Origin of the sequence: Sporosarcina sp. P12(2017) (genome assembly GCF_002743035.1) — a bacterium.
GTDB lineage: Bacteria > Bacillota > Bacilli > Bacillales_A > Planococcaceae > Sporosarcina > Sporosarcina ureae.
On sequence record NZ_PDYL01000001.1, the window covers coordinates 149687 to 165195 of the forward strand.

Sequence of the window (15509 nt, forward strand, 5' to 3'; positions counted from 1 at the left end):
ATGGCGAAGTTTCAGGCGAAAGAATATTTGGATGGAAAGAAAGCCGGCATGCACCTTCTAGGGAACACGATTGGTAAAAACCTAGAAGATACTGCAAAAGGCAAAGCGCCCTGGACGGATCGGACGGGTAATACTAGACGCGCTATTCATGGCGGTGCCGATGCTACTTCTAGTGGAGCTGTCATCTATCTAGCGCATGGAACGATGGTCGGAACGTATTTGGAAGAAGGTACAGGAATATACGGACCTCATGGTACACCTATCGTACCCGTTCATTCGAAAATGTTGCGATTTACAGTTGGTGGTAGTCAAATATTCGGAAAGTCTGTAAAGGGTATGCCGAAGCAACCAATTATCGAACCGACAGCTTTAGCAGCACTGCCTATGATTGAAGCCCAGGTTCATAAGTATTGGGGGTCGACTTGATGCGCGAAGAAATCCGCAACATGTTAATCGCTTCAGTATCGTTGGTCAATGGCGAAGTATGGGAACCGTCTGCTGCAGGTCCTAAAATGCCGAAGCCTTCATTGGTGTATCGGGAGGGTCCACAAGAGACGAATGAACCGTACGCTGCCTTTACCTCTTTATATGAAGTGTGGCCGTATGCGAAACGTACAACTTTTAAGCAAGTAGATGCTATATCTAAGCAAGTTATCGATGCGCTTCATCAGAAAAGCTTTGATGTGGCAGGTGTTCCGCACTATGTGGAATATGTGGGTACAGCATCAGAAGATATCGTGGATCAAGAATGGGATGCGCTGACAAGAGGCTTGCGCTTCCAAGTGTATTCACTTGCTTGGCTGATGCATTCACCTATTGAGCCTGATCCAGTTACGGCTCTGCAAATGTGGTCAGCGAAGAAGTTTCCAAATTTGCAGACTAACCCAACATTGTGGTCACCTTCTGATTCGGAACCCGCCCTGTATTGGCGTGTAGAAGCGACAAGGAAGGTCGAACCGATGAACTGGGGCGCTTGGGTGACAATGCAGTTGAACGGTCATGTGATTGCGCCTGACGTCACAGTTAGAAGGCAATTCGTGGATAGAGTAACCAGGCAGCTGGCAATCGATCACAGCATTCGTATGTCGGATAATTCCAAGATGCGATTGTTATCTGTTGCGGCAGATGACGGCTACGATCCATTCAGGCAAGGACAAATAAAAATAGAAATGAAATTCGGCGTGTTGCGAGAACCGGTAGTGTATCCGTTCTTGAAACATGCTTATTTTGATTCCGAAAGAGGAGGAGAAGTACATGTCGACTGAAAAAGAATCAGTAAAAAAAGAGGTAGTGAAACAAACACCGCGAGCATTGGCAGTTGAAACGTATTACTCACGGGAAGAAATCCAAGCGACACCGTCCGCCTTTGGTGTAGATGCTGAGGTATTGGCAGGTGCGTTGTTTGGCGCAGAGGGCGATCAGTTAACGCGTTCTCAGGTTACTGCGGCGATTGAAAAATTCAGAAAGCGGAAGGTGTGAATTAAATGATTGGAGCAATGTTTAAATTAGGCGAACAAAAGGCACGTCCAGGAGTATTCGTCCGTTGGTACAACGCTGGCGGTTATGCTCGTTATTCACGTCCGCTCGGTGTAGGTGCTGCTGTTATCAAGTCCAATTGGGGGCCTGTCGGTAAGTTGTTTACGGTTGAAAGTGGCGATGCAGTCAAGGAAATGGTGGGTACTGGGTACGGTGCCGACGTGGTAAAGGAAATATTCGAGGGTGGCGCATACTTCGTGCAAACGGTTCGGATTGGCACAGGAGGAAAACCGGCCACTTTGTCTCTTACAGCAGAAACGCTTAAATCAGTAGAGTTGCGGACGTTATATCCGACATCTCGATTATTTTCAGTAACGGTTCGCGAGGCGCTTGATCCGACTAACAAAGAGTTAATCGTTTTTGAAGGTGGTCGTCAAATCGAATCCATTACATTTGCAGCTGGAGAAAACGAAGCGCTTTCGTTAGCCATTGCTGTTCTTGCGAAAAGCAAAATTCTTACAGCTTCTACAGATTCAACAGAATCTACTACAGTAACGGCAGTGATCAATCAACCACTAACTGGCGGTTCCGATCCAGAAACAGTAGCAGAGGACTACACAGACGGATTCAAGCTGACAGAAACGAAGTTTTACGACTCGATCACGGTCGATTCGGAAGATCCTTCTATTCATGCGGCGCTCCATGCGTTCGTTCGTCGGAAGATTCGCGAAGGGTACCGCATGACGACATTTGTCGGCGAAAAGCCCACTATTGATTTTGAAGTACGTAAGTCTCGCGCAAAAGCATTCAACGACTTCGCCGTTGCTTATATCGGAAATGGCATTCAGACAACTACAGGCGTACTGACAGGCGCTAAAGCGGCGGCTCGCGTACTCGGTATGTTTATCTCAGGTTCTTATAAATCCAGTTTAACAGGCAACACAATTGCTGGGGGTATCGGCATTGAAGGAGAGTTAACTGCATCGCAATACAATGAGGCAGCCACAAACGGCATGATGGTGTTCTCGCTCAATTCAGACGGTATTCCGCAAATCGATTACGGCATCAACACACTTGTGTCGCTCGGTGAAGATGAGGATGAAGGCTGGAAGAAACTCCGCCGCGTTCGTACTCGTTACGAATTGATTGATCGTATTACGGTAAAAATCCATAAAGCAATGGCGAACAACATTGATAACAGCAAGGATGATCGTCAATTTGTTTGTACACTCGCTAATGGCGAAATCGGACAAATGATTCGTGAAGGTGGACTTGAATCCGGTGAAATGATTGTGGATCCAACAACAGCACCTGAAGGCGATTCTGCTTGGTTTACATTTGATAACCTGGTCGATCTGGACGGGCTTGAAAAAGCTTATCTTGCATTCGGATTCCAGTACTAATAGGGAGGTAATGAGGAATGGATGGACGCTACGTATTTAGAGATTGCGTTCCAGATGGCGACGTTGTACTTGCAAACGTCGCTCCTGGTGACGTATTAAACAGAGAATGGACGTTTCGGGCGAACTTGCCACCAGAGGTTCAAGAGGCAATTGATGCAGGAGAATTCGATCCGCGCAATATTTTAACAGGTAAAGATGGAGAGTTGTATGACGAGGACGGTAACTTCCTTGCTGAAGTTAACACTTGGCAGATGGCGGTTGGCTTTACAAATACGGACTACAACCCAGCAGGAAAGAAAATTGTGTGGGCGGTACCGACGAACTACACGATCACTCTGACATTCACAGAAACAATCATTCGTGATTCCATCATGCTACAAAAAGCATTGATTGGACTGAAAGATCGCTCAAAAGGCGCGAATTTAAACTTTACCGGCGTACTGCGCACGGATTTCGAATAATAGGAGGAATTGACAAATGACTGAAAAGAAAAAAGATCAAGAAGAGCTATTGGCGGTGGAGGGCGATGTCCTTCGCGGCCTTTTAGGCGCTTATGAAGATATACAAGAAGACGTTACAACTATTGAAATCACTCGTAAAGGCAAAGTTTTGTTTTCGTTTGATATTCGTGGCCTTTCCGAAAAGAGATACAACGACCTTCAAGACATGGCAACAAAGTTTAAAAATGCGAAGAATCTAGGCGGTGTGAAAGTTGCATTGGAAACAGATGTAACCAAGTTCCGCAGTTTGCTGATCTATCACGCGACGATTCCAGAACATCGTAAAGAGTTATGGGATAACAAACAAGCGTGGAAGCAGTTGAATGTAGTTAATGGCCCTGACTTGATTGATAAGATTTTAAAGGCTGGAGAAAAGTCGGCAATCATCGATAAGATTGACGACATTTCAGGATTCGGTACGGAAAGTAGCGATTTAATAAAAAACTCATCGGAGCAGGAGGAAGAGTAACCCTTCTGCATGAGATATTCCAAAGAACCGGTAAACTGCCGGATGAAATCGGAGAGAAGCCCCTACCCATACAGGACTTTGCTTTTTCTTCTATGCGTGAGCAGTTAGAAAAAGAATACGAAGAAAGAAAAGCGATACAAGCTGCGAATCGGAGGTGAGTGAATGGCAAGAGAAGTATATCGTGTAGAAATACCGATTGAAGCGACTGATAACTACAGTGCCGAAATTAGAAAAGCTGAACAATCAGTCACACAATTTGAAGCATCAATGAAACGGTCTACCAATATGGCGAACAAACGCCGCAATGATTTCAACCGTGGCAAGTGGTCGATGACGTTAAACGCTGTAGACAAAGCGTCTCGTGTAGTAAGCCGTGTAACATCTTACATTCACCGCGTCGCGAATCGTAGCTACCGCTTTACTTTGCGAGCTTATGACTTGGCTAGTCGTGCAATCGGCGGAGTCCGCAGGGCGCTTACAAGCATTCCTGCACTTGTTACAGTCACATTAGGAGTAATTGGTGCCGGTAAGTTGAAAGACGCTACTGTCGGTGCCGCTATGAGTTTTGAGCAATATGAAGTATCTATGCAGCATTGGCTTGGCGGAAACGAGAAAAAAGCAAAGAGTCTAGTCAAGTGGATGGGTCAGTTCGCTGATACCACGCCATTCAGTTCCGTTGACTTATTCCCTGCGTTGACTCGAGGAATCGGTGTGACTAATGGGGATGTTAAGCAAGCTAAAGATCTTCTAAAATTATCTGCTGATATGGCTTCGCTAACGCCAGGTAAAACCGTTTCGGATGCAATGGAAGCATTAGCGGACAGTCAAATGGGCGAAATGGAACGGCTGAAAGAATTTAACGTCAAATTGTCTAAAAAAGAGTTTGATAAAATCGGTTTTGGTGGGGTCGTTAAACAACTTACTACTAAATTCGATGGTGGAGCAGAGAAGTTGTCGAAGACGTCTTTAGGCGTAATAAGCACGTTGAAGGGTTATAGAGGTTCATTACTTCGATCCGTGGGAGACGGCATATTAAAACCGATGAAGCCACGACTAGACGCAATCAATAACTGGTTGGCGAATAACCAAGATACATGGGGTCGGTGGAAAGACACCGTAAAAGGACACGGAAAGAAAGCGTCTGAATTCGTATTCTCGAACCTTGAACAAGGCTTCAATTATGTACAGTCTCGTTACCTAAACAATAAAGAGTTTATGGATCTATCTTTTAAGGGCAAAGTCAACTTTGTTATGGATGACATTAACGGATGGTGGAACGGTAAGGGTAAGAAAGCTCTTGACGGATGGTGGGAAGGTTCGGGTAAGCCTTGGGCTTCAAAAATCGGCCTATCAATTGGCGAGGCCATCTTTGAAGGTATGAAGACAGGCCTAATGAAAGGATTGGGAGCTATAGGTGGCCTATGGGGTGATACTTTCGAGAATCCTTCTGCGAAATCCATCGGTGGAGCCGGTATTGCAACACTCGGAGCGGGAGCGATTGGTTCTATGTTGCTAAGTCCTTTGTTAAAGACCATTGCAGCTCCTTTTAAGGCAGGCAAGTGGTTGAAAGATAAATTGCCTGGTGGCAAAGGCGGAAGTCTAGGTACTCCAATTGTGACTGGTAGCAAGAAGTCTAGCGGGAATCAGCCTAACACAACTACTCGATCATCTACTGTAGGAATTGGCACCGATACCAGAACAGGAAGGAAATTAGCGGGTAAAGGACCTTTCAATCAACAAAAATGGCCTGGCGCAGCTCCTGGTTCAGCCCCTTATCCCGTTTGGTTTCAGAAGATGTTGAACAAAGAGAAAAAAGCACCCAAAACAAAGGTCGAAAAAGGACTTTTCAAAAAGCAAAACTGGCCAGGTCCAGCACCAGGGTCAGCTCCTTACCCGACGTGGATGAAGAAAATGATTGATAGACCTAACAAAGAAATGAAATTACCTAAACAAACAACTAAAGCCATAGAAAAAATGAGCGCTAAAACGCCAGCTGTAAAGTTGCCGAAGGGAATCGACAAGCTTGGTAGTTTTGGAAAGCGAATTCCGTTGTTGAGTGCGATTCTAGGAACTGCCGCAGTCGTTGGTGCTCCTAAAGGGGAAAAGGCGAAAGCTGTAGGTGGCGTTGGTGGAGCTATTGCAGGAGGTGCGGCTGGCGCTGCCGGTGGTGCCGCAATAGGTTCTGTCGTGCCGCTTGTAGGTACTGCAATCGGTGGTCTCTTGGGCGGTATTGGCGGAAGTATCTTAGGTGGTAAAGGTGGAGAAACCATTGGCGATTGGGCCGGTAAGAATTTCTTCGGTAAAAAAGCTGAAGCGGCAGAAAAGCCACCAAGCGGAACTGCTCCGACAAGCGATGGTACCCCTGGTCAAATGCCTGACTTTGCAGAATTGAATCAACACGCCCAGGCTTTAACAGCGAGTATTTCAGGCATGGCGTCTAAAGCAGAAGCCGCGTCTCACAACATTAAAGCATTAACCATGACGCTAGGTGAATCGGCGGGATGGATCGCTGGTGCATTCCATCCACTACAAGGTGCGACGGAAGGTTTAACTCATAACATCGACGCTCTAACTATGACAATCGGAGAATCTGCAGGTTGGATGGCTGGCGCGTTTTATCCCTTACAGGGAGCAACAGAAGGGCTAGTCCACAATATCAGCGCCATGACAATGGTGACTGGTGAAGCGTCTGGTTGGATTGTCGGCTCATTCTACCCTCTTCAAGGTACGACTGAGGGTCTAGTTCATAACATTAGTGCGATGACGATGGTTACCGGTGAAGCATCCGGCTGGATAGTGAGTGCATTCTATCCGCTGCAGGGCACAACTGAAGGTTTAGTTCACAACATTAGCGCCATTACCATGACGTTGGGTGAATCAGCAGGCTGGATCGCTGGTGCGTTTTATCCATTGTCCGGTGCAGGGGCTATGCTAACGCAAAATACGACAGCGTTGGGAATCACATTAGGAGAATCCACTGCAATTGTAGCGAGCTCCTATCTTCCTTTAGCTGGCTCTGGTGCAATGGTGAATCAAAATACCATGGCACTCGGGATGGTACTTGGATTATCCTCGGCAGTTGTGGCAGGAGCTTATATGCCACTAGCAGGAGCGGGACCTATGTTGACTGGTAATACCATGGCACTCGCCATGACGCTCGGTATGGCATCCGGATGGGTGGCTTCGTTGAATGGTATACAGGCAGGAGCAGCGGCAGTTAAAGGCGCGTTATCTAACCTAGCCGCTCGAATTGCCAGTGTTCCAACACCATCAGTTAGTGTAGGTGCTCCGAGCGGTGGACGTGGCGGTCCTAAAGCTTATGCAAAGGGAACAAGATTCCATCCAGGCGGTGACGCAATTGTAGGAGATGGCGGAGGGACAGAATTATTACGCTATCCAAACGGAGAGATGGCGCTTTCGCCTAGCACAGCTACAATGATGAATTTACCTAGAGGTACAGAAGTATTGACGCATCATAAAACCATGAACTATTTGAATCAAGTACCTGCTTACGCGGAAGGTATTGGATTCAGCGGAGGAGCACCGTCAGACAGCGAGCGGAGTAACTTAGTGGATTCTCCATCAAGTGGGCGCACGAGCGTGTTTGTCAAGCGTACTCAAGAACGATTCCGTCAAGCGAAGGAATTGGTAAAAGAGTACGCGATGCCTGAGCCAATCGTTCCAGGTTACGGTGAATCTGAACAGCCGACATTGTCACTCGCCGGATCGATGGCTGGGACAGTGAAAAATACAGGCGGTCCAGTGCATGTTTCTGCTCCTATTTCCGTGCAGTTCAGCGGTGGAGGACAGACGGACGAGAAGATGATCCGTGATATCGTAGTCAACTATAGCCGTGAGTTTGTTGAAAAGTTACGAGAAGCATTAAACAATATGTCAAGATAACGGAGGGAGAAGTTAAATATGAAGTTTTCTTTTGTTGATCCAGTAAATAAAAAGACTCTCGTGCTTCCCGTCCCTCCGTCGTCTATGACGGTTACGATGGGGACGAAGGTATTGACGTTTGAACCCACGGTGTTGGGCGAAATCGAGCTACCTAGAGGTCGTAAACCTATCAGTTTTAGCTTAGAGGGTATGTTCCCTGGTGAGAATCAATCGATTAGCGACAGAGATTCTGATTTAACCCCTGATTATATTGTCGAAACGATGAGAAGTTGGACAGAATCCAAACGACCAGGAGGCAAAGAGCTTCGGTTCATTGTTACCAGTACCGATTGGAACATTCCTGTGTTCTTGCGGGATATCGAACCGGAGTATGTTGGCGGTTATGGAGACATCAAGTACACCATGTTTCTAACAGAGTTACGACCGTTCACTGTCAAAGAAGTAAAGCGGTCTACATCTGGTAAGAAAGAGGTTCGCCCATCAAAGCCTAAACCGAAAATTCATGTAGTGGTTAAAGGTGACTCTCTGTGGAAGATAGCCAAGAAATACAAGCAGAAAGGGACCGCTTGGAGAGATTTGTGGAATGCGAATAAAAAGAATTTAAAAAGCAAAAACCCCAACTTGATATACCCGGGAGAAAAATTGACCATACCAGCGGGGTGGTTGAAATGATCGATTTAATGCGAGTTGATTATCGACTAATATTATTACCGCCTAACGGTTCTAAGATTGATATTACAGAACTAATTGAATCGTGGTCTCATGAAGAAATGGAAGACCAGATTGCCGCTAAGTTAACCGTGAAACTGAAAAACGTGAAGCGAGAAGACGGTTGGATTCATCAACACGTCTTTTTAGATAAACGTTTGGTATTCGAAGCGACGGATGGCACCGGTTGGAAAGAAATATTCCGCGGATCATTTAAGAGGTGGAAGACCACTTCCGATAATCACACAATACAAGTAGTTGCGTATGACCCGTTATTCAATATCACAATATCAAAAGAGCATTATTACTTCAAAACTGGCATGACGGCAGCTGCAAGCATTAAGCAAATTGCAGCTGAACAAGGTATTCCCGTCGGTAAAATAGAAGGACCGAATAATAAGTTAACAAAAAAGCTATACAAAAGTTACGTTGCTGACACTATCACAGAGCGGATAAAAGAGTCTGAGAAGAAAGGCAGCGGTAAATACATACTCCGATCCACCAAAGGGAAGATGGAGTGCGTATTGCAAGGTGGCAACGCAGTCATCTACGAGTTGGATGACTGGACAACGGAAACAAGCTCTGATGAGCGCTCCATCGAAAAATTGGTTACCCGAGTTAAGATTTACGGCAATGCCAAAGGTGATAAACGACCGAAAGTACAAGCTACAAAGGACGGTCAAACCAAATTCGGCATTACTCAGGAAATTTTATATAAGTCGGATTTCGACAATATGAAAGCGGCCAATGAAGCGGCGGCCGAAATATTGAAGGAAGACGGAAAACCAGAAATCAATCGTCCTATCGTCCATCCAGATATACCGTGGGTGCGAAAGGGAGACAAGATAAAAGTTAATTCAGGAACCATAAATACAATGTGTGTCGTGAAAAGTGTAGACCGTGGTAGCGATCGAATGATGACACTGCAGCTGAAAGGGTGATAGAAATGTCGATGAACAACGTAGTAAATGAAATGGCTGGAATACTAACTGGTACATCAAATGAAATAGCTGAGAAGAAGATTAGTTTTCCGGTCTTCGGGACGATTGATTCAAAGTTGGATTTATTAATCGACGGATTCGGCGTATCGATACCATCAACTGACTATCACAAGCTGAAGGGTTTGTCGTTTGCGCCGAATGACCGCGTGCTCTGTATTCCGATTGAGGACGGCCACACATTTACCTTAGTTGGGTTGGTGGAATGATGGCAGAACAATTATACCCATCGTTTGACGCTCCTGATTTGATGGCGGATGAAGAAGTGGAAGAACTGCGCGAGATAGTCGGCTACAAATACGATTACGAAAAAGAACGTCTGGTGGTTACAGGTACAGGTCGCGCTGTAAAAGGCGGACCGATTGATGCGTATCGTTTCTGGGCGATCAAGTGTTGCCTGACAGAGCGCTATCAATATGATGCATATAGTTCCGATTTCGGAGTAGAGTTTCAATCCATTATCTCTGCTGATTATCCGCGAGGGATAGCGGAGAGTGAAATTAGGAGGACTATCACAGAGGCTTTAATGGTAGACGAGAGAACGGTTTCGGTTACTGGTTTTACGTTTTATTGGGAAGGTGATTCCTGTTGGATTTCATTCCTTTTAGAAAGTGTATACGGAATTGACAATGTTGAAATACAGAGGGGTGGTGAGTTGAGTGGAAGAATTCGCGCTGCCTGATTTTTTACAAGGAACTGAAGATGAACTACACGAATTAATGATACGCATGACCCCTCCGAATATTGACAATTCGGAGGGGTCATTATTTTGGGATAACACTAGACCTACAGCTATGGTTGCAGACCGATTGGTTAGTTATGAATTAACTATGGCGCTCATGATGAAGTTTCCGCAATTCGCAGAAGGTCAATTTTTAGATTGGCACGGCTATCCTATTGGTGTATATAGGCATCCACCCGTGAGTGCAGTAGGAGAGATTACATTCTCAGGAAATCATGAAACAGTTATTCCTGCAGGATCAATCGTTACGACAATCGGAGATGATAACGAAGTCGCTCAACTGTTTGAAGTAATGGATAGCGGAGTTATTGGAAGTGACGAACAAGTCACATTACGTATTAAAGCAATCGAGCCTGGACTATCTGGCATCGTTCCTGCGCAGACTATAGTAGGTATTACAACGCCAATAAAAGGGTTGACAAGTCTTTATAATGAGTTGCCTACTGAAAACGGAGCCGATGAAGAGGATGATGAGTCCTATCGCGTTAGAATACTCGATAGAAACAGAAACAAGCCGCTTAGTGGCGCCAAGCGTGATTACGTCAGATGGGCGAAAGAAGTGCCTGGCGTAGGAGATGTAATCGTTTTGCCGTTGTGGAATGGTCCTAAAACGGTCAAGGTATTGATTACAGACAGCGACAGGCAACTTGCCTCTGCTGAATTGATTGCAACTGTAAAAGAATATATTGATCCAATAGACGGCATGGGTGAAGGCACCGCTCCTATCGGCGCAGTTGTTACAGTGGACACATTGACTCTAGTAAAAGTCGATATAAAGCTCTCAATTATTTTAGAGGAAGCTTATTTGCTTGCTGATGTTTTAAACAATATCAAGTTAAGTCTAGATATGTTGCTTGCCGATAAAGCTGTTGTGAAATACACCGATGTCTTTACTGCTATCACTGATACAGAGGGTGTTAAAGATCATAGTGGTTTGCTGTTGAACAGTGCTACGACTAATATCATTCTTGCCGAAGGGGAGCGTGCTACCATTGGAGAGGTGATAGCTGTATGACATTCGAAATCTCTACTGCAACGGGCACAGAAATGCTCCGGTCAGTTACGCCCATCTATACCAATGATGACTTGGCGCTATCCGTATTTGAAGCGAACGGCAAGGTTATGCATGATATAGCGGTGGTTATCGAAGGCTTGACATTTGAAATGTATCCACAAAATGCTACATGGACAATTGACTATTGGGAGCAAATGCTTGGAATCAAGCCAAATAAGAATCTTTTGAACTGGCAGCGAGTTCAGAAGGTTCTTTTTGAATTGAACAAATACTACACAATCACCAGACACCGTATGGAAATAATAGTTAACGAATTTATTGAAAATAAAAATGCAACAGTAGTAGATATAGATGGCGAATATGCTTTTCGGGTTATTATCCCCATGAATAATGAGTTTATAAATTCGTATAGCGACCTAAAAAAAACAGTGGAAGAAATGAAGCCGGCTCATCTAAAGGCAATATTCATTCTGCTCGACAAAATAGAGGCTGAACGAAAAGTTGTTCATAAAATACTACTGAAAAAGAAAATTCGTCCAGAAACAACCTGGTGGGGCGGTCAATATAATCCAGGTTTAGGCATGCTGATTAATGGCAGCTGGCATATAAATGGCGGTTTTTTGTTGAATGCAAGTGCTTCTGAAGAAGATCCAATTAATAAGGTTTTCTTCCGCGAGACTTTGAAAACGGAAAAGGTATTCAATGAATACGAAGAAGATCTAGCTCTGATTCTTGATGGAAACTGGACGCTAAACAATGTACACACCCTAGATAACCCACCGAAGCTGGTCAAGCTTCGACCAATCGAACATGATCTCACAATCTTCGAACGCAAGGTGTATGAAAGACGGATAGATGGCACCTGGCATTTAGATGGTTCGATGACTGTAGGAGTCCAGCGTCTAATGAATGGCAGCTGGATAATGGACGGCGAGTATTTAATGGACGGTAACAGAATGCAGAAACTATAGGAGGCGATGTATTGAACAATCACATTGAGGTAGAAAGTGAACTGACGATTTTTGTAAAGAAAAGAGAACAAGTAGAGAAGGAAGTGATTCATAATGAGCAGCAACAGCACGACGTTGATACAAGCGCGTTCCCATCTAGCACAAGCACACGCAGGTGATGTTTCACTTCGTCCAATTACTGGCATGGTTTTTGGTGATGGTGGTGTAGATGAGACTGGCAGTCCTGTGCCTCCCGATGCGGCAAAGAATAGGTTGAATAGCGAACTCTATCGAAAAGGTGTGGACAGCCATTCGTACCCCTCTCCAACGTCGGTGACATTCACTTGCACGTTGACAGAGGAGGAGTTAAACGACAAAGAACTAAGTGAAGTTGGTCTTGTCGACAGTGGGGGAAATATTGTCGCAGTGAAGGCGTTTAAAAAGAAGCATAAGGACAATGAAACAGAGATCACTTTTGAGTGGACAGAGAAATTCTAAAAGAAAGGTTGTGGAAAAATGGCAATTCAAACTGGAAATAAAGAAACATTTTATCCAGATATACGAAAAGTGGAACCGACAGATTCAGGTCATGCAGATACGTTCAACCCGTTATTTAAGGTATTAATTGATAATAGTGCTTTTTTAAATGCTGTCAAGGTAGATAAAACAGAAGTAGATAACCGTATAAAAGAACTAATTGGAGCCGCACCGGCGGCGTTAGACACTCTAAAAGAGTTAGCAGATGCATTGAATAATGACCCGAAATTTTCTGCAACTATGACAAACGAGTTATCGAAGAAAGTGGATAAGATGACTGGCAAGCAATTATCAACCGAGGATTACACTACTGCCGAGAAAAGTAAGTTAAATGGAGTGGAAACTGGGGCGAATAAGTACACTCATCCATCCACTCACCTGGCAACGATGATTACGGAAGATCCCAGTAGACGTTTTGTGTCAGATGTAGAAAAGGCTGCGTGGAATGCTAAAGAAACAGTCGAGGGCGCGCAAGCTAAGGCAACAAAGGCTCTAAGTGATGCAAAAAGCTATACGAGCACCGAAATTTCTAAAATCCCTGTTATAGATATTAGCGGGAAAGTAGATAAAGTTGCCGGTAAAGCTTTATCCACTGAAGATTATACGACTGCCGAAAAAACAAAACTCTCCGGCGTTGAAACCGGGGCTAATAAGTATGTGCACCCCTCTACTCATCCAGCAAGCATAATTACAGAATCTACTACAAAGCGGTTTGTAACAGATGCTCAAATCAACGCGTGGAACGAGAAACAAGGCGCGGTTGGCTATACGCCTTCACGTTGTGAAAGCGGAACTTATACAGGGAACGATGTAGCAAATAGAGATATATCATTAGGTTTCCAGGCAAAGTATGTGAAGGTAATCGGGAATGGTTCGACGTTTGAGCTGTATCCTTCTTTGTCGCAACTTACACCAGAAGTGCAAGCATTGGATGGGAGAAACTACACTTTAAATGATGGGGTCAATATAGGCGCTATCACAGCTGCCGGCTTTACGCTTGGTACCGGTGCAGCCAACAAAGCAAATAAGACAGGTCAAACCTATACGTATATCGCGATAGGTTAGAAAGGAGAATATTAGATGGCGAATTTAACAGGAACGGCAAGTTATGTAAATGTTCTTCGGCAATTGGAAGCAACGGATCCAGCCCATCCGAGTACGTGGAATCCAAATTATCAAGCGTTAATCAATAACGATGTGTTTTTGAAAGCATTGATTGAACGGCTGATAAAGGATCACTCGCATGATGGAACCGTAATCGGAGGGCCGAAGATTCCGTTGGCAAATATTAATGTCCCGGTAGGGGAAGCTGGCATTCTGACAGGTAAAGATTTAGCTTTCCACATCAATGAACGCAACCCTCACGGTACTCGGGCAATTGATACAGGGGCGGCAACTACGCAGGAATTGTCAAACCATTCGACAGGAAGAGCAACTTTAGAAAAAATGGGGCATGTTAAGGCGCCGACGACCCCGGATGGAAAGTTAATATTTCCTGACATTCCAGAAGTAAAGGTTGACGGAAAGACGATTTTCCTGAATGACGTAGGAGAGCTTTCCACAAAAAATCCTAATGCGGATGATACCAGCGGCGCACCAGGACCGTTGAAATTAATAGCAGGCGACATGCAAGCGGGGTACTTCGGAAGAGTTCCGGCTGCTGAGTTGTTTACTGGCAGCGAGCTATCCGCAGCGGTCGGAATATCTGCGGGAACCCTACAACATAACGATACCGACTGGTTAAAGTTTGCGTACGAAGGAAAAATTCTTTTCCGTCCGATGAAAACGATTCGGCATTCGATTTCTTGGGATCACATCAATGCGGCAGGATGTGCACTCGGCACAAAAACTGTATCAAAAAATGGGTTGAATTACAAAGTGAGACTCATGAAGGGAGCAAACAAAGATCCGGCTGGCGCTTACAGTAGTGCGGTAAACCACAATAGCGAATGGAATAAGCTGATGTTGCCAATTCACATCGAAGCGAAAAATAAAGATTGGATGTATCCAGGAAACGTCGAATCCAATGTGCCCTATTGGGGTATTGATTTTACTGACGCTGATTTATTGACGCACAATACTCATGGTGACGGGTCGTATATATGGTGTCAAGAAGTTGCGGAGGCAGCGTCCTCCCGTCTTTCTCGGGGCGGCGATGGTGTGTCGTACTCGTATTCGGGTCCGCCTTCGTCTGCGCATGCTCGCCGTGGCTGGGTGCCGGTTCTTGAACTTCTCTGATTTCTACTCTCTTGTTTTTGTGAGCGGAAGCCGGAGCGCAGGCGTAGCTCATAGTTTGAAAGGGGTGTTTGTTTGTCAGTACAAAGTATGCATGTATACAGAAGGACTGAAGAACTTTTGTATAAAATGTACCCGTGCGTTATAAGCTTCCTGAAATCCGAGAAATTCAGTTTAGCTCAACCGATCAAGCAAAAATTTTTCGATTTACTAAAATATATTTCTTTGGGAAATAGCGTGAAGTCGAAGCAGAAAATCTACCTGCAGGAAGCTGACGGCTACTTGCAGGTTTTAAAAGTCCTTACTAAGCTATCGAAATAAAGAAAGTACATCAGAGTCGGACTTTTAAGGAAATAGATTTAGAACTTACCGAAATCAACAAAATGCTCTCGGGTTATATTCGCTCCACGAACTAATGAAATTTAGGGATTAAACTGTAAACGTCCAACCGTGTCAACCGGGGCAACAATGGCGCGTCGAACACGAATTGGAACACGTCTTCGAATGTGAATGCTAACCACGGCTGGGCGCCGGCCTGACTATTAAAAGTCAGCAAAAAGATTGTCGAGGTCA

17 protein-coding genes are annotated in these 15509 nt (G+C 44.9%); all 17 read left to right on the top strand.

Features of this window, described 5'->3' with window-relative positions; all coding sequences use genetic code 11:
- Positions 1–426, top strand: coding sequence for a hypothetical protein (locus CSV80_RS00835; protein ID WP_099669194.1), 426 nt, complete (start codon positions 1–3; stop codon positions 424–426).
- Entirely contained in the window at positions 426–1265 is an 840-nt protein-coding gene (locus tag CSV80_RS00840) for a hypothetical protein (protein WP_233201484.1), read from the top strand. The genes CSV80_RS00835 and CSV80_RS00840 overlap by 1 nt, the downstream gene beginning before the upstream one ends.
- Positions 1255–1479 carry a YqzN/YkzM domain-containing protein gene (locus CSV80_RS00845; protein ID WP_233201485.1) on the top strand — a complete coding sequence of 75 codons (225 nt, stop codon included), beginning with the start codon at positions 1255–1257 and terminating at the stop codon, positions 1477–1479. Before CSV80_RS00840 ends, CSV80_RS00845 begins: the two co-directional genes overlap by 11 nt.
- A gap of 5 nt (positions 1480–1484) precedes the next feature.
- Positions 1485–2879: a phage tail sheath subtilisin-like domain-containing protein gene (locus CSV80_RS00850; protein ID WP_099669196.1), complete on the top strand. Its 1395-nt coding sequence runs from the start codon at positions 1485–1487 to the stop codon at positions 2877–2879.
- 17 nt (positions 2880–2896) lie between these two features.
- A complete protein-coding gene (locus CSV80_RS00855) occupies positions 2897–3340 on the top strand; it encodes an endoglucanase (RefSeq protein WP_099669197.1) in 444 nt (147 codons plus the stop codon).
- A gap of 16 nt (positions 3341–3356) precedes the next feature.
- Entirely contained in the window at positions 3357–3848 is a 492-nt protein-coding gene (locus tag CSV80_RS00860) for a phage tail assembly chaperone (protein ID WP_099669198.1), read from the top strand.
- A gap of 162 nt (positions 3849–4010) precedes the next feature.
- On the top strand, positions 4011–7751 hold the full coding sequence (locus CSV80_RS00870; RefSeq protein WP_099669199.1) for a tape measure protein: 3741 nt from the start codon (positions 4011–4013) through the stop codon (positions 7749–7751).
- An 18-nt stretch (positions 7752–7769) separates the two neighbouring features.
- Positions 7770–8423 (top strand): LysM peptidoglycan-binding domain-containing protein, encoded by a 654-nt coding sequence (locus tag CSV80_RS00875; RefSeq protein WP_099669200.1) that lies wholly within the window; start codon positions 7770–7772, stop codon positions 8421–8423.
- Positions 8420–9400: an XkdQ/YqbQ family protein gene (locus tag CSV80_RS00880; protein WP_099669201.1), complete on the top strand. Its 981-nt coding sequence runs from the start codon at positions 8420–8422 to the stop codon at positions 9398–9400. The genes CSV80_RS00875 and CSV80_RS00880 overlap by 4 nt, the downstream gene beginning before the upstream one ends.
- A gap of 11 nt (positions 9401–9411) precedes the next feature.
- On the top strand, positions 9412–9666 hold the full coding sequence (locus CSV80_RS00885; protein WP_143560442.1) for a hypothetical protein: 255 nt from the start codon (positions 9412–9414) through the stop codon (positions 9664–9666).
- Positions 9666–10139, top strand: coding sequence for a DUF2634 domain-containing protein (locus tag CSV80_RS00890; RefSeq protein ID WP_158231970.1), 474 nt, complete (start codon positions 9666–9668; stop codon positions 10137–10139). Before CSV80_RS00885 ends, CSV80_RS00890 begins: the two co-directional genes overlap by 1 nt.
- Positions 10117–11214, top strand: a complete 1098-nt coding sequence (locus CSV80_RS00895) for a baseplate J/gp47 family protein (protein ID WP_099669204.1) — start codon at positions 10117–10119, stop codon at positions 11212–11214. The genes CSV80_RS00890 and CSV80_RS00895 overlap by 23 nt, the downstream gene beginning before the upstream one ends.
- Entirely contained in the window at positions 11211–12185 is a 975-nt protein-coding gene (locus CSV80_RS00900; protein WP_099669205.1) for a putative phage tail protein, read from the top strand. The genes CSV80_RS00895 and CSV80_RS00900 overlap by 4 nt, the downstream gene beginning before the upstream one ends.
- Before the next feature lie 11 nt (positions 12186–12196).
- Positions 12197–12343, top strand: coding sequence for a hypothetical protein (locus CSV80_RS17425; protein ID WP_158231835.1), 147 nt, complete (start codon positions 12197–12199; stop codon positions 12341–12343).
- On the top strand, positions 12279–12662 hold the full coding sequence (locus tag CSV80_RS00905) for a phage tail-collar fiber domain-containing protein (protein WP_099669206.1): 384 nt from the start codon (positions 12279–12281) through the stop codon (positions 12660–12662). Before CSV80_RS17425 ends, CSV80_RS00905 begins: the two co-directional genes overlap by 65 nt.
- A gap of 18 nt (positions 12663–12680) precedes the next feature.
- Entirely contained in the window at positions 12681–13766 is a 1086-nt protein-coding gene (locus CSV80_RS00910) for a hypothetical protein (RefSeq protein WP_099669207.1), read from the top strand.
- A gap of 15 nt (positions 13767–13781) precedes the next feature.
- Positions 13782–14939, top strand: a complete 1158-nt coding sequence (locus CSV80_RS00915) for a hypothetical protein (RefSeq protein WP_099669208.1) — start codon at positions 13782–13784, stop codon at positions 14937–14939.
- Positions 14940–15509: the final 570 nt, after the last annotated feature.